The sequence below is a fragment of the Streptomyces sp. NPDC054047 genome (assembly GCF_055585065.1).
Window position 1 is genome coordinate 427,837 of record NZ_JBVJKV010000007.1, and the last position, 17,272, is coordinate 445,108.

General features: G+C 72.2%; 15 protein-coding genes. 4 read left to right on the plus strand and 11 right to left on the minus strand.

Features of this window, described 5'->3' with window-relative positions:
* Positions 1-188 precede the first annotated feature (188 nt).
* Positions 189-1,538: an MFS transporter gene (locus tag ACZ6ZP_RS26505; RefSeq protein WP_361465680.1), complete on the plus strand. Its 1,350-nt coding sequence runs from the start codon at positions 189-191 to the stop codon at positions 1,536-1,538.
* Between the two features lie 25 nt (positions 1,539-1,563).
* Here ACZ6ZP_RS26505 and ACZ6ZP_RS26510 read toward each other — a convergent pair whose 3' ends face one another.
* The gene (locus tag ACZ6ZP_RS26510) at positions 1,564-1,962 is read right to left on the minus strand and encodes a VOC family protein (protein WP_469408643.1); all 399 of its coding nucleotides are present in this window, start codon (positions 1,960-1,962) and stop codon (positions 1,564-1,566) included.
* A gap of 109 nt (positions 1,963-2,071) precedes the next feature.
* On the minus strand, positions 2,072-3,907 hold the full coding sequence (locus ACZ6ZP_RS26515; protein ID WP_469408645.1) for a helix-turn-helix domain-containing protein: 1,836 nt from the start codon (positions 3,905-3,907) through the stop codon (positions 2,072-2,074).
* Positions 3,908-4,127: 220 nt separating this feature from the next.
* Between ACZ6ZP_RS26515 and ACZ6ZP_RS26520 the strand changes: the two genes are divergently transcribed.
* A complete protein-coding gene (locus ACZ6ZP_RS26520) occupies positions 4,128-5,504 on the plus strand; it encodes an FAD-binding oxidoreductase (RefSeq protein WP_469408647.1) in 1,377 nt (458 codons plus the stop codon).
* Between the two features lie 33 nt (positions 5,505-5,537).
* Here ACZ6ZP_RS26520 and ACZ6ZP_RS26525 read toward each other — a convergent pair whose 3' ends face one another.
* The 7 genes from ACZ6ZP_RS26525 to ACZ6ZP_RS26555 form a co-directional block, all read right to left on the minus strand.
* Entirely contained in the window at positions 5,538-5,702 is a 165-nt protein-coding gene (locus ACZ6ZP_RS26525; RefSeq protein WP_469408649.1) for a hypothetical protein, read from the minus strand.
* Positions 5,703-6,115: 413 nt separating this feature from the next.
* Positions 6,116-6,970, minus strand: coding sequence for an alpha/beta fold hydrolase (locus ACZ6ZP_RS26530; protein ID WP_469408650.1), 855 nt, complete (start codon positions 6,968-6,970; stop codon positions 6,116-6,118).
* Between the two features lie 178 nt (positions 6,971-7,148).
* Positions 7,149-7,550 carry a nitroreductase family deazaflavin-dependent oxidoreductase gene (locus ACZ6ZP_RS26535; RefSeq protein WP_351166208.1) on the minus strand — a complete coding sequence of 134 codons (402 nt, stop codon included), beginning with the start codon at positions 7,548-7,550 and terminating at the stop codon, positions 7,149-7,151.
* A gap of 239 nt (positions 7,551-7,789) precedes the next feature.
* Entirely contained in the window at positions 7,790-8,593 is an 804-nt protein-coding gene (locus ACZ6ZP_RS26540) for a hypothetical protein (protein ID WP_469408652.1), read from the minus strand.
* Positions 8,594-8,676: 83 nt separating this feature from the next.
* Positions 8,677-9,150, minus strand: coding sequence for a hypothetical protein (locus ACZ6ZP_RS26545; RefSeq protein WP_383822008.1), 474 nt, complete (start codon positions 9,148-9,150; stop codon positions 8,677-8,679).
* A gap of 21 nt (positions 9,151-9,171) precedes the next feature.
* On the minus strand, positions 9,172-9,870 hold the full coding sequence (locus ACZ6ZP_RS26550; protein ID WP_469408654.1) for a response regulator: 699 nt from the start codon (positions 9,868-9,870) through the stop codon (positions 9,172-9,174).
* Positions 9,867-11,177, minus strand: coding sequence for a sensor histidine kinase (locus ACZ6ZP_RS26555; protein ID WP_469408655.1), 1,311 nt, complete (start codon positions 11,175-11,177; stop codon positions 9,867-9,869). The genes ACZ6ZP_RS26550 and ACZ6ZP_RS26555 overlap by 4 nt, the downstream gene beginning before the upstream one ends.
* A gap of 227 nt (positions 11,178-11,404) precedes the next feature.
* On the opposite strand from ACZ6ZP_RS26555, the gene ACZ6ZP_RS26560 reads away from it, so the two are divergent.
* Entirely contained in the window at positions 11,405-12,112 is a 708-nt protein-coding gene (locus ACZ6ZP_RS26560) for an ABC transporter ATP-binding protein (RefSeq protein ID WP_366461718.1), read from the plus strand.
* Complete coding sequence (locus tag ACZ6ZP_RS26565) at positions 12,109-14,460, plus strand: ABC transporter permease (RefSeq protein ID WP_469408657.1); 2,352 nt, start codon at positions 12,109-12,111, stop codon at positions 14,458-14,460. Before ACZ6ZP_RS26560 ends, ACZ6ZP_RS26565 begins: the two co-directional genes overlap by 4 nt.
* 96 nt (positions 14,461-14,556) lie before the next feature.
* On the opposite strand, the gene ACZ6ZP_RS26570 is transcribed toward ACZ6ZP_RS26565, so the two are convergent.
* Positions 14,557-15,897 carry a vWA domain-containing protein gene (locus ACZ6ZP_RS26570; RefSeq protein WP_469408658.1) on the minus strand — a complete coding sequence of 447 codons (1,341 nt, stop codon included), beginning with the start codon at positions 15,895-15,897 and terminating at the stop codon, positions 14,557-14,559.
* Positions 15,894-17,186 carry an AAA family ATPase gene (locus tag ACZ6ZP_RS26575; protein WP_469408659.1) on the minus strand — a complete coding sequence of 431 codons (1,293 nt, stop codon included), beginning with the start codon at positions 17,184-17,186 and terminating at the stop codon, positions 15,894-15,896. Before ACZ6ZP_RS26575 ends, ACZ6ZP_RS26570 begins: the two co-directional genes overlap by 4 nt.
* Positions 17,187-17,272: the final 86 nt, after the last annotated feature.

A 17,272-nucleotide genomic window follows, 5' to 3' on the forward strand; every position in this document is an offset into this window, starting at 1 on the left:
TCAAGGACGGGTTCGGTCGTGTGTGCGGCGGCAGCGGATGTGCGTGCCCAGGATGGACGGTTTCTCCATCGATGCCGTACGAGGCAGGAGAACTTCTCCCTGTCCCTGCGGTGGCGGCCTGCCTACGGTGAGCGGGCTCACCTGGCAGAACGGTCGTTCAACCAGCACAGGGACATGAGGAGTCGTCGATGACGGAAGCCGAGACGCTGCGCCGCAGCGCACTGCGCAAGATCGCTCGCAGGCTCATCCCCTTCCTGGGCCTCGTGTACTTCGTCAACTATCTGGACCGCACGAACATCGGCTTCGCCAAGCTGACGATGAGCGCGGATCTCGGTCTGACCGAGACCATGTTCGGGCTCGCTTCGGGGCTGTTCTTCATCGGCTACCTGCTGTTCGAGGTGCCGAGCAACCTCGCCCTGCACCGCTTCGGCGCGCGGCGCTGGATCGCCCGCATCATGGTGACCTGGGGCCTGTGCGCGATGCTGCTGGCCTTCGTGCAGTCGGCCGGGCAGCTGTACGCGGTGCGTGTGCTGCTCGGCATCGCGGAAGCGGGCTTCTTCCCGGGGATCATGCTGTATCTGACGTGGTGGCTGCCGAAGGCCGAACGAGTGCGGCTGATCGGCGCGTTCCTGGTCGCCATCCCGCTGTCCAGCGCCCTGGGAGCCCCGCTGTCCACAGCGATCATCACGTATCTCGACGGGTTCCTCGGACTCGAGGGCTGGCGGGTGATGTTCCTGCTGGAGGGCGTGCCGGCCGTGCTGCTCGGCGTGGTCTGCTGGTTCTACCTCACCGACCGGCCCGCGGACGCCGCCTGGCTCACCCCCGGCGAGCGCCGGGCCCTGGCCTCCGAGCTGGAGGCCGAGCGCGCCGAGCTCGCGCCCGCCGCGGAGGGCTCCGCCTGGCGTGCCCTGCTCAGCGGCAAGGTGCTCGCCCTGGGCGGCATCTACTTCGGGATCGTGTACGGCCTGTACGCGCTGTCGTTCTTCGGTCCTTCGATGGTCGCCGGCTTCTCCGAGCGGTTCGACACCGAGTTCAGCCTCGTGCAGACCGGTGCCATCGTGGCCGTGCCCTTCGTGGCCGGAGCGATCGCGATGATCCTGTGGAGCCGCCACTCCGACCGCACCGGGGAACGGCGCTGGCACCTGGCGGCACCGGCCGTCGTGGGGGGCCTGACGATCCCTGTCGCCCTCTACCTGGACTCTCCGTACGCGGTCATGCTGATGGTCACCATCACGGCCGTCGGCATCTTCTGCGCGCTGCCGGTCTTCTGGCACTTCCCGCCCACGGTCCTGACGAGCGCGGGAGCGGCGGCGGGCATCGCGCTGATCAACACCCTGGGCAACGCCTCGGGCTTCCTCGCGCCGTACGTGACGGGGTGGGCCCGCGACGCGACCGGGGACATCGACACCGGGCTGTGGATCGTCGGCATCGTGATGGTCGCCGCCGGGGTGGGAGCGGCCGTACTGCGCGAGGGGCCGCGGGCCAAGGGCGGTGAGACGGCGCCCCTTGCGGGGTCGACCACCCGGACGCCTGCATGACCTGCACGACAGGAGCGGGCGGCGGTCAGGTCGGCGGCCGATTGCTGCCGCTGGGCGCACGGCTCAGGTCGACCACGCAGAAGAGGTTGCCGTCCGGGTCGGCGAGCACGACGAAGTCCGGGTCGGGCGGATACAGGTCCCACTCGACGGTTTGCGCACCGAGTGAGACCAGCCGTCGTACCTCTGCCTGTTGCTCTCTTGTGGTGTCGGTGAACAGGTCCAGGTGGAGACGCGGGCGGGGCTCTGCCGGCGAGGCGCTGTGGAGCAGGCCCAGCGCCCGGCCCGAGCCGTCGGCGTGGTCGAGCGTCCGCCATGTCTCGCTCTTCCACTCCTCGGTGGCGACCAGCTCCAGCGCCTGCGTCCAGAAGGCCACGGCGCGGGGAATGTCGGTCACACCGATGACGGGAACTCCGAGCTTCAGCATGCGAAGAAGCCTAGGTGCTCTCGCCTAGGTGCTCTCGTTCTCGTCTAGGTGCTCTGCGAGGCGGCTCCCTGCTGCAGGGGGAGTCCGCGGGGAAGGCTCTGCGGCCCTCTCAGGCCAGCCGACTCGCCAACTCATGCAGCCTCAGGGCGAGTTGGATGTCCAGGGCCCGGTCCGCGCCGCGCCAGCCCGCGCCGAGCAGCTCGTCGGCGCGGTTGAGGCGCTGGTAGAGCGTGTTGGCGTGGATGTGCAGGTCCGAGCAGGTGCGGGCGTGGTGCTGCGCGTTGGCCAGATAGGCCGAGACCGTGGCCGCCAGGTCGCCGCCCCGTCCCCTGGCCCGGTCGTGGTCGAGCAGCGGGCCGACGGTCGTGCGGACGAACACCTGGGCCTCGTCGGTGCCGGCCTGGGTGAACAGGGAACGATAGGCGCCCAGTTCGGCGGGCTCGGCCACCACGCCGGGCCGGCCAAGGGCCCGCAGCATCGTCGCCGTCTGCCGCGCCTCCCCGTGCGCCCGGCGGATCTCCGCGACGCCGCGCCCGCACGCGGCCAGCCCCACCGGACCGGCAAGACCGCGCGCTTCCACCAGCGCTCGGAGTTCGGCCAGGCCGATGCCGGGCATCAGGAACGTGATCTGGTCGCCGAGCTGGGCGCTCCAGCCGGAGGTCTCCTGGGCAAGGCGGGCGATCTGGTCGGCCGTGTGGTCGGTGTCGCGGGCGTCCACCACGGCCAGGGCCGCGACGGAGTCGACGTCCATGCCCGCGCCCAGCGCACGGCGTCGCACCCCCGCCTCGTCGGCCTCGGCGGAGAGCAGCGAGGTCAGCACCTCGCCGCGGGTGCGCAACTGCGTCTCCAGGACCGAGCGTTCGAGAGCGGCCACCAGCGCCACGGTGACCGCGCCGATCGACAGCAGCCGTACGTGCTCGTCGTGGAAGGCGTGCTCTCCGGTGGCGACCAGCGAACCGGTGTGACCTCCGCGCACCACCACGGGCAGCGCCACACCGTGGCGATCGTCGTGACGGAACCGGCGCGGGGCCTGCGGCTCCCCACTCGTCTCACTGGTCCAGGGCAGCGGATGCACACACTCCGGTCCGGCGACCAGATCGCCGTGCGCGTCGAGGACCGACACCGTAAGGCCCGTCGCTCCGGTGATGGCCCGCGCGACCTCGCGATAGCCGCCCCCGCCGACCACCACGTCCGTGAGCCGGTCGCGCAGTTGCGCCTCTGCCCGCGCCAGGGAATCGCCGCGCCGCAGCGTCAGATTGGCCTCGCGCAGATCCGCGATGAGCGCGGCGTTGCGCAGGGCCACCGCCGCGTGGGCCGCCAGGGCGGCGAGCAGCTCCACCTCGCGGTCGGTGAACCGGCGCGGGCTGCGGTCGGCGGCGAGCAGGACCCCGACCGGCTCGTCGTCGACGATCATCGGCACGCCCAGGATTCCGCCGAGCTGCTCGGCCGCCGCGGCACTGTCGACGGCGGGGGTGCGGGCGATGGCCGGGTCCTCGCGGTAGCGGACGGTGGACTGCGGCGCACCGCTGCGCAGGACCAGTCCGCCCAGGCCCGCGCCCGATTCGAGTTCGATGCCGCGCAGTGTCGAGCCCATCGAGCCGTCGACGGTCTCGATCCGCAGCCGCTGGTCGTCGTGGAGCACCATGATGTAGGCGAGATCGACGGAGAGCAGCCGCCGCGCGTGCGCCGCCACTTCCCGCAGCACCCCGCTGGACGCGGTCAACGCCCCCAGACGCCGGGCCAGGTCGTTGAGCGCCGAGAGTTCGGCCGACTCCCGCTGCTGGCGCGTCATGCGGCGCAGGATCTCGCGGGCGTGCGCGGCGCAGTCCTCGACCTCCTCGACGGCTCGGCCCTCGCCCAGGAGCGCGAGGCGCAGCGCGTCGATCTCGTCGGGTGACGGGGCCTCGGACAGCAGCCGCAGCCAGCGGTTCTCGGTCGTGTGCACCCTCACATGATGCAGTGGCCCGCAAGAGCCCACGGTGGAGGGTCTCTCCGTGGCAGGGGCCCGAGCGTGGAGATTGTCTCCGTACGGATCACCACGCACCCGTGTTTCGATCGACACAGCAGCACCGCGCCCACCTGGGGTGCTGCGCCGAGGGGACGGATACAGGTATGCACGCCACCGGAAGGCCCGCCTCGGGGCGAACCCACCGAGAGGACACACGATGAGCGCCACGGTTGTTCGAGCGATCCTCGAGCACATCCCAGCCGACCGGGTGCTCACCGATCCGGACAGCGTCGAGGCCTTCCGCCGTGACCAAGCGGCATGGGCGCCCAGCGGTCGCCCCGCGGCCGTCGTCCGCGCGAGGTCCACCCAAGACGTCGCCGACACGGTCCGCGCCTGTATCCGTCACCGCACCCCTGTCGTCGCCCGCGGAGCGGGCACCGGACTGTCGGGGGGAGCCAACTCGGGCGACGGGCACGTGGTCGTGGCGCTCGATGCCATGGACCGGATCGTCGAGGTGAGCCCCCTGGAGCGGCTCGCGGTCGTCCAACCCGGCGTGGTCAACGACCACTTGCGCGCCGCGGTGGCCGAGCACGGGCTCTGGTATCCGCCCGACCCCGCAAGCTCCCCGTGGTCGACCATCGGCGGCAACGTGGCCACCAACGCCGGCGGGGTCTGCTGCGTCAAGTACGGCGTCACCGGTGACTACGTCCTGGCTCTGGAGATGGTCAACGGGCTCGGCGAGATCGTGCGGCTGGGACGGCGCACCGCCAAGGGCGTCGCCGGTTACGACCTGACGGGCCTTGTCGTCGGCTCGGAGGGAACGCTGGGCATCGTCACGGAGGTGACCGTGCGCCTGCGGCCCCTGCCGCCGGCCGCGATCACGGTCGCCGGGCACTTCGGCTCCGTGGTCGACGCCGGCGATGCCGTACGCGCCGTCGCCGCGGCGGGCCTGACCCCCTCGGCCCTCGAACTGATCGACCGGCACTGCCTGCGTGCCGTCGACGCGTGGAAGAACATGGGCCTGTCGCTCGACGCCGACGCGGTGCTCCTGGGCCGGATCGACGAGCCGGGCGAGACGGGTGCCGCCCAGGCCGAGCGCATGGTCGACTGCTTCCGCGCGGCAGGCGCCTCCTGGGCGGATCGGTCCACCGACGAGTTGGAGGCCGACGCCCTGTTCGCCGCCCGCCGCCTCGCCTATCCCGCGCTGGAGCGCCTGGGCCCGGTCCTGACCGAGGACGTCTGCGTACCCAAGGAGCGCATCGCGGAGATGCTCGGCCGCATCGAGAAGACCGCCGCCCGGCACGACATCCTCATCGCCAACATCGCACACGCCGGCGACGGCAACCTGCACCCGCTGCTGATCACCGAGCCCGGCGACGCCGCCGCACGCACCCGCGCCCAGGCGGCCTTCGCCGAGATCATCGCCGACGCGATCGCACTGGGCGGCACGGTCACCGGCGAGCACGGAGTGGGCCTGCTCAAACGCCCGGGCCTCGCCGCGGAGATCACGCCGGAGGTCATGGCCATGCAGCGCGCGGTGAAGCAGGCCCTTGACCCGTACGGGGTGCTGAATCCCGGGAAGGTCCTTTCTTGACCCCTGCCGCCCGGCCGGGGCCCTGGCCCTGGCTCAGCCGTCGGGCGGCGGAGGATGGTCCGTGGCCAGCCGCGTCGCGACGGCGGTGAGTCGCTCGGCGAGCGCGCCGGGGCCGGATCTGGTCATGGCGGTGAGTTCGATGGTCGCCGTCGCGTGGCGGAGCGGTCGGAACCGGACGGCGGGGTGTGACGCGGACACGGCGGCGGGCACCACGGTAACGCCGAGCCCGCACTCGACCATGGCGATCTGCGAGGCCACCGACCGTGCGCGGTGGGCCGGGACGGGCTGAAGCCGGCGGCTCTGCAACCCTTTCGCTGAAGCGGGCGGAAGCCGCCCGGTCTGGGGCCCCGCGGCCATCGTGGGAATACCGTCACGGTGGGTCTCGCACCGCGCACCCCCGGACCCGCCGGAGCCCACATCACCACCCGCCGTACGCCACTGCGGTGGGAGCAATGTGGGCCCGCATCACCGTCTTCGTCACCTGCGCCGACGCAGGCTCATGACGGCCCGGCGTGGGCCCCGACGGCTCCGGAAGGGCATCCGGCGGCGTACACGGACGGGTTGCTCGGGGGGCGGCGTGAACCTGGGCAGGCCCGGCGCCCCGTCATGGATCAGTCCGGCAGTCCCCGCGCGAACGCGCCGATCAGTGTCGCCACCGCGTCCGGCGTCTCCATGTGCATGATGTGGGTGGCGTCGATCCGGTGGACGCCGACCGTCGGCCGCGTGCGCGCGAGTGCGGTCAGCTCGTCGGAGACGCCTTGTGCGAACCGGGCGCTGAACTCGCCGAACCACTCCAGCCCCGGCGGCGGCGAAGGCCGTCGGCCTGCCTGGACCACCAGCAGCGGGCGGTCGACACGGTCGAGCCATGCGGTGACGCCGAGCGCGCCGAGCTTGTGGAGTTCGTCGACGATCCCCATCGCCTGCGCCCAGTCCGGCAGCGTCTGCCACGTGCCGTCGGGCAGCGGGCGTGCGGCCGCGCGGGCAGCGGTCTCCGCACGGTCGGCGGGAATCCCCAGCCGGGCGGCATTGGTGACCTGTTGCTCGATGTACTCGGGTGGGGCGATGGCACCGGCCGAGGCCAGCAGCCACTCACTGACCCGTTCAGCACCGGGGTATTCGGGTCCCCACCAGAAGCCGTCGAGATTCACCTCCCCGCGGGTGCGTTCCGGGTTGGCCCGGGCGTACTCGACCGCGATCAGTCCGCCGAGGGAATGGCCCACCATCACGGCCTCCGGCACGCCGTGCGCGTCGAGCGTGTCCGTGATCTGCCGCAGCACGGTGGGGAGGGTCCAGGGGGAGATGCTGGGGGAGTGGCCGTGTCCGGGAAGGTCCACGGCGAGGACGCGGTGTCCGGAGGTGAGCTGGGCGGCGGCGGTGTCCCAGTCGCTGAGCGACCGTGAGAAACCGTGCAGGAGAACCAGTTGAGGGCCTTCGCCCCCGTAGTCATGAACATGTAGGAGTGTCATCGGGCGTCACTGTAGGGCGCACCCAGCCACGCGACCAACGGATTAAAGATCGCCGTCGAACGCCACATGCGGACGCCTGCCTGAGCCTGATCCCGCGCGCCCGCGCCCGGACACGACACCCTCAACTCGGATGGACGGACGCGGGCACGGGCACGGGGGTGCGCCGGTGGCCTGAGCCTCAGACGCGTTCGAGGACCACGACCGGGATCTCCCGGTCGGTCTTGCGCTGGTAGTCGTCGTAGGCGGGCCAGGTGGCGGCCATGGTCCGCCACATGTCCGGCTTCTCGTCCGGTCCTGCGGTCCGCGCGCGGGCGGTGTAGCGGTCGCCCTTCACCTGCACCTGGACCTCGGGGTTCGCCTCGATGTTGCGGTACCACAGGGGCGGCTGGTCGGCTCCGCCGTTGGAAGCCACCACCAGCACCGCGTCACCGTAGGGCTGGTAGATCAGCGGAGTGCTGCGCTGCTCGCCGCTCTTGCGTCCGATGGTGGTGAGGATCAGCACCGTGGTGTTCTGCCAGTCGTGGCCTTCTGCGCCATCGGTCGCTACGTAACGCTCGACGTGCTCTTTGCCGAACAGCATCTGCCGTCTCCTTTGTTTCCTCTTTGTGTCCTCGCGCGATCGCACGAGCTCTCCGTGTACTGACCAACTCTTCATGGTCACTCTGCGGCTTCCCACCAGCGTGACGCCGAACCGGCGCGCGCCCGGGCTAACGACACGGCGAACCGTGCCCTACGCCGACTCCCCGCCCACCGGTGCGGAGAGGCGCCGCGGTGCCGCCGACAGCGGCAGGACATCCGCGCGGGGCATGAGCAGGGGCATCAAAAGGCCCCGATCGACCAGAACACGCCCACCTCGTCGTCGGCCACCGCGATCAGGCCCAGGTCATCGAACAGATCGAGGCCCTTGATGTACTCGGAAGTGAGGAAGCCGTGGGAGCCGGTGTCCTGAAGACCCGGTGTGATGAAGTCCGGGGCCGGGTCGCCGGCGGCTGCCGTCGCGTTCGTCCAATAGCGTGCGGTGGGGCCGTACCGCTGGAGCAGGGTTCGGGCATCTGCCAGTACGGCGTCCCGGTCCGGGCGGTGACGGACGGGTGCGAACTCCCCCTGCCACTCCTCGGTCATGATGGCTAGCGCATCGGCTGCCGCATCCGCCTCCAGAGGGTGGAGGCGGTCGGGGAACTGCCCGGCGTCCGGCGGGTCGAAGGGGTAGGCGGGCACGGTGTGGCGGGCGTCGTTGTCCCGGTCCCAGTCCAGCCGGATCCAGCCCCGGGGGTCGCGGACCTTCCGGTGCAGCACGGCGAGGACATCGTGCGCCCAGTCCTGGTGTCGGCGAGGACCGGTGGCGATGAAGGTGTAGACGTCGTCGAACAGCCGCAGTGCCGCCGCGTTCCAGGGACATTGACGACTGCGGAACTCCGTGATCAGGCTGCCGACCTGGCGCCGGAAGACGTCCTTCGGCTCATGCGGGATGGCTTGCAGCCGGTCGAGCGCCCAGAGGACGAGCTCGTCCGCTCCGTCGGGGGCAGGAAGAAGACGCGGAAGCGGGAGGTCCGCCCCACCCCCGAGAGCCTCCAGGTGGGCATCGAGCAGGTCCAGGGCGGATCGATCGGCAGGCGGGTGCATTCGCGCCACCCTAAGCCGCTGCTGCGGGGCCACTGGCCCGGGGCGCTCGGCGGGCGTCCGCCTGGCCGTTTGCGGTCCGGTGGTCAGCCGAAGACGAGCCCGACGTCCTTGTTCGAGCAGATCTTGAGGACGGTGACCAGCTGGCAGGTGTCATCGATGCGCCGTCGGAGAACGAGGTCGCTGTCATCGTGTTGCCGCTGACCGATGATTGCTTCGAGCCGGGGCAGCATGGCGGCGCATTGAGCGGGCGTGAGGTCCGGACCATCGTCATCTGCATGGTTGAGCAGGGGTGCCAGAGTGGTCGAGACGCTGCTCCACGGGCGGTCTCCGCCGAAGCCGCACATCTCAGAGAGGCCGAACCCCTCGGTCCGGGCCAGCCACGTCCTGAACATGCTGAAGCCGGTGTAGGACCAGGAGACGTCCGGGCCGGTCACGTCGTCGTCTCCGGGGAAGAGCACGAGCCCCATCCTGTCCTCCTCGCTCGACCAGTGCCCAGGATCGGTCGTGGGGAGCGTGTCGGCAACTGAAATGATCTGCCGCATGGTTGGGGTGACCACGGCGTCGCATCCCGTTTCGGGTCACGCGTGCTCGGTGGGCTGTTCAGCCGCCTCGCGGGCGCCCGCGCTGACCAGTCCCGTCTCGTAGGCGACGATGACCGCCTGTACCCGGTCGCGGAGTCGGAGCTTGGCGAGGATGCGGGCGACGTGTGTCTTGACGGTCGCCTCCGCCAGGTGGAGGCGGGTGGCGAGCTCGGCATTGCTCAGCCCTTGGGCCAGCAGTCCGAGGACCTCCAGCTCGCGCGGGGTCAGCGCGGCGAGGTCGCGGTGGAGGGCTGCGGCGCCGCTGCCCTGCCGGGTGAATCGCCGCACCAGGCGCCGGGTGATGGCGGGCGCCAGGAGGGCGTCGCCGGTGCGCACCGTGCGGACGGCCGCGGTCAGTTGCTCGGGAGTGACGTCCTTGAGGAGGAAGCCGCTGGCTCCGGCGGACAGCGCCGCGTAGACGTAGCGGTCGAGGTCGAAGGTGGTCAGGATGATGACGCGAGGGGCGTCGTGGGCGCCGGTGAGGATGCGGCGGGTGGCCTCCAGACCGTCCATCTCCGGCATCCGGACGTCCATCAGGACCACGTCGGGACGGGTGCGCCGCACCGCTTCGACGGCTTCGGCTCCGTCGGACGCCTCGGCGACGACGTCGATGCCGTCGGCCCCGAGGATCAGCCGGAAGCCGGTGCGGACCAGTGTCTGGTCGTCGACCAGGAGCACGCGCAGTGGTTCGGTCACGGTGTCTCCAAGGGGATCAGGGCCTCCACACGGTAGCCGCCGGTCAGGCTCCGGCCGGTGTCCAGGGTTCCGTCGTAGACGGCGAGACGCTCGCGCAGGCCGATCAGGCCCCGACCGTTGCCGGTGGGCGCGCCCGCGCCCGGGTGCCCGCCGGTGTCGGTGACTTTCACCCGCAGCCGGTCCTGGCCGTACTCGACGATCACGGCGGCGGTGGCGCCCGACGCGTGCTTCACGGTGTTGGTCAAGCCTTCCTGGACCACGCGGTACGCGGCCAGTTCGAGGCCGGGCGGGAGCGGACGGGGCGGGCCGGTCACGGTCAGGGCGACGGGCAGTCCGGTCTCCCGCACCCGTCCGACGAGACTTTCCAACTGGTCCAGGCCGGGCTGCGGGGCCAGCGCCGCCGCCGTATCGGCCAGGTCCCCGTCTCCGTCCGGTCCCTCGCTCTCGTCGGACATGGTGAGCAGTCCCATCACGTGGCGCAGCTCGGTCATGGCAGCCCGCCCGCCGGCCTCGACGGCGAGCAGCGCCTGGCCGGCCTCCTCGGGGGCGGTCTTCATGATCTTGCGGGCGGCGCCCGCCTGGATGATCATCACGCTGACGTTGTGGGTGACGACGTCGTGCAGTTCGCGGGCGATCCTGGCCCGCTCGTGCTCGACGGCCCGGCGCAGCGCCTGGGCCTGTTCGCGTTCCAGGGCCGAGAGTCGGGTGCGGCCCTCGTCGGTGCGGAGTTTCCAGGTCCGCAGGCCGACGGCGGCCACGGCCATCGGGACCAGGATCAGCAGGGCGATGTATTCGTTGGGGACGATCGGCGTCACCGAATTGCCCGAGGTGCCGACCAGGACGACCGACACCGGCAGCGCCGCCAGCGTCGCCAACCGGTTCGGGCTGTAGACGGCGGCGCTGTAGACGGCGATGACGAACGCGTAGAAGGTCAGGCGCATGACGCTGTGCGGTGTCGCCAGCGTCGCGGCCGTCACGACGCACAGCACGGCCAGCGGGTAGCGGCGGCGCAGCGCCAGGGCGCCCGAGGCGACGGCCGCGAGGGTCACCATCAGGGCCAGGCCGCCGGGGCCGGACGGGCGCGGGACGGCGCGCTCCACGCCGGGTGCGATCTCCCGCAGGACGACGTTGCCGGCGTTGTCGATGCCGTAGTAGACGGTGACGATTCCGAGGACCAGGGCCACCAGTACGTCGAACTGCCAGGCGCGCCGCGTGGGCCGCAGCGGCGCACCGCTCGCAAGCCGGGCGTCGCGGACGGTCCGGCCGGCGGCTTCCCGCAGCCGATCCAGCGTCGTACGTACGTTCATCACCGGCTCATTGTCGTCGCCGCGCAGGGCCCGGCGAGTCCGTCCCGGTGGCCATTCCCGGCCCTGCGGATACATCGGTCGCCTACATCGCAGGGATGACCTTTGCGGGGCTCATCCCAGCGCGGTACCGCAATGGGCTCGGGCGGGCGACGCGCTCGGCAGGGGCCCGCTCCTAGCGTTCGTGCAGCCATTCGTCCAGCCAACTGCCCGTACCCAAGGAGCCTTCCATGACCCTGCCGGTGATCGAACTGAGTGGAGTGGGCCGCCGATACGACGACGGCCCGCCCGCCCTGCACGAGGCATCGCTGACCGTGCGGCGCGGCGAGGCCGTCGCGATCCTTGGCCCGTCCGGCAGCGGCAAGTCCACGCTGCTCAATCTGATCGCGGGCCTGGACCGGCCCGACACGGGGACGGTCACCGTGGACGGGGTACGGGTGGACCGGCTGGGCGAGGCCGCGTCGGCGCGCTATCGGCGGTCGAAGATCGGCATGGTCTTCCAGTTCTTCAACCTGCTCGACGACCTGACCGTCACCGACAATGTCGTCCTGCCCGCGCGCCTCACGGGGACGGCACGTGGCGAGGCGGACCGCCGGGCGGCGGAACTCCTGCAACTGCTGGGCATGGAACGGCACGCCCGCGCCTACCCGGGACGCCTCTCCGGCGGCGAGCGGCAACGCGTCGCGGTGGCACGGGCGTTGATGAACCGGCCGGCGCTGCTGCTGGCCGACGAGCCGACCGGGGCGCTGGACACGGCCGCGGGCCAGGACGTCAGCCGGCTGCTCACCGACCTCAATGCCGAGGGGCAGACCCTCGTCGTGGTCACCCACGACCTGGCTCTGGCCCACTCGTGCACGAACCGTACGGTCCACATCACCGACGGCCGCATCACCCAGGACGTCCGGTCGCCGGCTGTCGCCCCGGGGGCTGTTCGATGAGCGCGCTCGGCAAGGTGGTGCGCTCGGGGGTGGGACGACGCCGGGTACAGACGCTGGTGATCGGGCTCGCCACGATGATGGCGGTGGCCGCCTCCGTCCTGGGCGGCTCCCTGCTCGTGGCGTCCGGCGCGCCCTTCGACGACGCCTTCGCCCGGCAGCACGGAGCGCATCTGTCCGTGCAGTTCGACGCGGGCAAGGTGCAGGCCGGACAGCTGTCGAGGTCCAAGGAAACCGAGGGCGTGAGCGCCGTGGCCGGGCCGTTCCGTACGGCGACGGTCACCCCGCGGTCGGACGGGGCGAGCCCCGGGTGGCCGATGACCGTGGTCGGCCGGGGCGATCCCGGCCGGGACGTGGACGAGGTGGCCCTGCTCGACGGACGGTGGCCCACGCGGTCCGGCGAGATCGTGCTGTCCGCCGACTCCTCGCTCATCCCGACCATGGGGATGAAGGTCGTCTACCCCGAGCTGCCGGGGGATCCGACGCTGACGGTGGTCGGGGTGGCCCGCTCGGTCACGCGGACCGCTGACGCCTGGGTGGTGCCGTCCCAGATGCCGGCGCTCACCGCGCGCGGCAGCGGCGGCTACGAGATGCTCTACCGCTTCACCGACGCGAGCACCGCCGCGCGGATCAGCACGGGTGGCAAGGCCGTGACGCAGTCCCTGCCGCCTGGAGCGGCGGTGGGCCAACAGTCCTGGCTGACGGTCAAGAAGACCGCCGAACAGGACACCGCCCTCTACGTCCCGTTCCTCATCGCGTTCGGCGCCCTGGGCCTGGTCATGTCGGTGCTCATCGTCGGCAACGTCGTCGCGTCGGCCGTCGGTACGGCAACGCGCCGCATCGGCATCCTCAAGGCCGTCGGCTTCACCCCGGCCCAGGTGGTGCGGGCCTACGTCGGCCAGGCGCTGATCCCGGCCGCCGCCGGCACGGTCCTCGGTGTCTTCGCCGGCCACCTGCTGGCCGTTCCGGTGCTGGCCGAGGCCGAGCAGGCCTACGGCACCTCGTCGTTGACCATCGCCCCCTGGGTCGACCTGGCGGTGGTCGCCGGCGTGCTCGGCCTGGTGGCAGTGACCGCGTGGGCCGGCGCCTGGCGGGCAGGGCGGCTGCGTACGGCCGACGCGCTCGCCGTCGGGCGCACCGCTTCGGCGGGCCGCGGCCGGTGGGCGGCCCGCCTGGCCGGCCGGCTGCCGTTGCCGCAGTCGCTCGCGCTGGGTCTGGCCCGCCCCTTCGCCCGTCCTGCCCGCGCGCTGGCGATGGGCACAGCGGTCCTGTTCGGGGCCGTCGCCGTCACCTTCACCGTGGGGATGAGCGCCTCGCTCGGCCAGGTGATGAAGGCCAAGGCGCACGACGTCGCCGATGTCGTCGTGCCCGCGCCCCTGCCGGACTTCGGCCCCCCAGGCACCGGTCCCGAGAAGCGGCGGCCGTCACCCGATCCCGCCGCGGTCACCGCGGCCGTCAAGGGCAGCTCGGGCACCGGGAAGTACTACAGCGCCGCGACGGTACGCACGACCGTCTCCGGCCTGACCGGCACCGTCGACGTGATCGCCTTCACCGGCGACGCCTCCTGGGGCGGATACACCATGGTCTCGGGGCGCTGGATCGACAAGCCCGGCGAAGCCGTGGTCCCGACCCCCTTCCTGGCCGCCACCGGCACCCGTGTCGGCGACACCGTCACCGTGAACGGCCTGGCCGAGCCGGTCACGGTCCGGATCGTCGGCGAGGTGCTCGACCCCCGCAACGACGGCATGCAGGTCTTCACCGACGCCTCTACGCTCACGGCCGCCCACCCCGATCTGACGGAGGCGAGCCATCACATCGCGGTCACGTCCGGTACCGACGTGCCCGGCTACGTCGAAGCGCTGAACCAGGACTTGGCGCCGCTGGGGGCCACAGCTCGGGCCGGCGGGCTCGACGCCGGTGGCGACATGGTCGTCACGCTCAACGCGCTGGCCGGAATCCTCACGCTGATGCTCGTCTCCGTCGCCGCGCTGGGCGTACTCAACGGCGTACTGCTCGACACCCGCGAGCGCGTCCGGGAGATCGGTGTCCACAAGGCGCTCGGCATGACCCCCCGGCAGACCATCGCGATGGTCATCACTTCGGTCGTCGTGACCGGACTGGCGGCGGGTGCCCTGGGCGTGCCGCTCGGAGTCGCCCTGCACGGCTGGGTTCTGCCCGCGATGGGCGACAGCGTGGGACTGCGCTTGCCCGATTCCGTCATCGCCGTCTACCACGGGGCCCAACTGCTCCCGCTCGCCCTCGGTGGCCTGCTCATCGCCACCCTGGGCGCGTTCCTGCCCGCCGGTTGGGCCGCCAGAACCCGAACGGCCACGGCGCTGCGCACCGAATAGCGGGCCGGGATCGGAACGACCCTCGTACCGGGTCGGCAAGAGAGCCGGGCCGTGGTCATGTAATGGCTCAATTCGTGAACATGAACATGCGATGGCTCAGTTGATGGTCACGACCCGCGCCCAGGGCGGCGGGGTGTCCGGGACGTAGTGGGGGTTCTCCTCGTCCTTGGCGCGGGCGGGGCGGGGGAAGAGGCCGACGACGGTGCGGCAGGGCGGATGCGCGGAGGGCCACGGTGTCTGACCGTCCGTCAGGGCCACGATCACGTCAGGGCGGGGCCGGGAGCGCAGAGCCCGGGCGAAGCCCGAGCGCAGATCCGTGCCACCGCCGCCGATCAGCTCGATGTTCTCGGCGCGGCAGATCGGTACGGCGACTCCGGCCGCCGCGTCGCAGGAGATCACCGAGACCAGGTCGCGCCGCCCGCCCACCGCCCGCGAGATCGCCGCCACCTCGAGCAGCGCGCCTCCCAGCTCGGCGTCGCTCACCGAACCGGAGGTGTCGATCACGACGCAGACCCGGGGCGGTGTCCGGCGCAGGCTCGGCAGCACCACCCCGGGGACAGCGGCCGAACGCCGGGACGGGCGCCGGTAGCTGTGGTCCTCGCCCGCCCCCGGCGCACCCGCCGCCGACCGGACCGCCGCCCCCAGCAACTGCCGCCACGGCTGCGGTGGATGGAACGCCTCCTCCGCCCACCGCCGCCACCCCTCCGGAGCCTGGCCCGGTCGCCCCTTGATGCCCTCGGCGACCCGGAAGCGGACCGCGTCCCGCTGCTGCCTGCTCAGCCCGTGCGCCCCCTCGGGGCCCAGCTCCCAGGGCCGGGTGTGCCCGTCGGCCCCGCTGCCGCAGTCGAGCCAGGCCAGATCGGCGGTGAGCCCGGACATCGAGGCCGTCCGCAGGTACTCCTCCATCAGCAGGCCGTCGGGCAGCCGCAGCAGCGAGGGCAGCACCGCCCCTGCGGGGCGGGGAAGGCAGTCGTCGTAGATGTCGTCGTTGATCTCGAAGTCGGCGGCGATGTTGCGCCGCAGCCGTTCACCGGGGCCGTGCTCCTCGTGCTCGCGCGCGTACCGCTCGCCGCGCCCGTGGTGGTCGCGCAGCAGATGGGAGACCTCGTGCACCCAGACCCCCGCGAGCTCTTCCACGGGGATGCGCGCCACGAAGGCCGGTGAGACGTAGCAGCGCCAGTGCGCGTCCACCGCCATCGTGGGCACCGTCCGGTCCTCCACCACGTGCAGGGCGAACAGCGCGGCGGCCAGATAGGGGCGCACCCGCACCGCGTGCAGCCGCGCGGTGAGCAACTTCTCCCAATCCAGCGGAAGTACGGGCCCACCGACCGCTTCGCCCGCACCGGCCGTCGGCTTGGGGAGGGCGGCCCGCACCGGGCGCGGCGGCGCGGGCCGGGGCATCGGGCGCGGCAACGGCCGCTGCGTGGGCCGCGTCATCGGCGCGCCGCCCGCGTACGCCCGCCCACGGTCCGCGCCACCGAGCGCTCCGCCCGCTGGGCGATGCCGATGACCCCCGTCAGCCGCTCCACCGTCCGCGGTATCTCCCAGTCGTCGCGGCGCAGCCCGGCCAGTGCGGTCGCCGGGGCGACCAGCAGGTCCGGGGTGCCGGTCTCCAGGGCCCGGGCCAGCACCGCCCAGCCAGCCTCCCAGCGTTCCCGTCGCGGCCGCGCCCCGACGGCGGCCACCACCGCCTCCAGTACGGCCTGCCGCAGATCGCCGCGTTCCGGCAGTTCGGCGGAGGCCGGATCGGCGAGCAGGGTCTCGGGGTCCGGCAGGTCCATCCGGTCGAGATGGGCGAGGAGTTCGAGCCCGGGACCGTCCCCCACCGCGCCCCGCACCACCAGCGCGAGCACCTCCCGGGAGACGCCGGCCGCCGTACCGAAGGCCAGCAGGGTCAGCGCGGCCTCCCAGCTGCGCGGCGAGGGCCAGGCGCCGCCGCGCCGCGTCTCGGTGCTCGGCAGCCGGTGGATCAGCGTAGGCCGCGCCTCGAGGAAGCCGCAGATCGCGCGCCGCGCGTAAGCCACGGCCTCCGGCAGCCGTTCGGGCAGCAGTTGGGGCAGCTGTGCCCGGGGCCAGACGCCGCCGAGGCCGCGCACCACCACCTCCCGCTCGTGCACCCAGTGCAGATGTACGAACCGGTTGGCCAGCGGCGGGCTCAGCTCCCACCCGTCGGCCGCGGACGCGCGCGGGTTGGCGGCGGCCACGATCCTTACTCCTGGCGGCAGTTGCAGCGCACCGACCCTCCGCTCCAGGACGACCCGGAGCAGTGCGGCCTGCACGGCCGGGGTGGCGGTGGACAGTTCGTCCAGGAAGAGCAGCCCCCGCCCGGCCCGCACGAGTTCCACGGCCCACTGCGGTGGTGCCATGGGCACCCCCTGCACCTGAGGGTCGTCGCCCACGATGGGCAGCCCGGAGAAGTCGGACGGCTCGTGGACGCTGGCGATCACGGTCGTCAGCGGCAGGTCGAGGGAGGCGGCTAGCTGGGTCAGGGCCGCGGTCTTGCCGATGCCCGGCTCGCCCCAGAGCAGGACGGGCAGGTCGGCCGCGACGGCCAGGGTGAGCGCTTCGAGCTGTTCGTCGGGGCGGGGCTCAGTGGTGGTCGTGCGGAGGAGGGCCAGGAGGTCGTCGGAGAGGGCGAGTTGGGTGCCGGTTGCGGTTGCGGTTGCGATTGCGTCGGCGGGGGAGGGGGCGGGCGCGGGCAGGGGCAGGAGGGTGCTGGAGGTCATGGGCATCACCTGGGGGTGGGAAGGGAACGGGAGGGCCCGTTTCGGATCGCTTGGGATGGGCGGTCGGCGCCGAGTGCGCCAAGTGA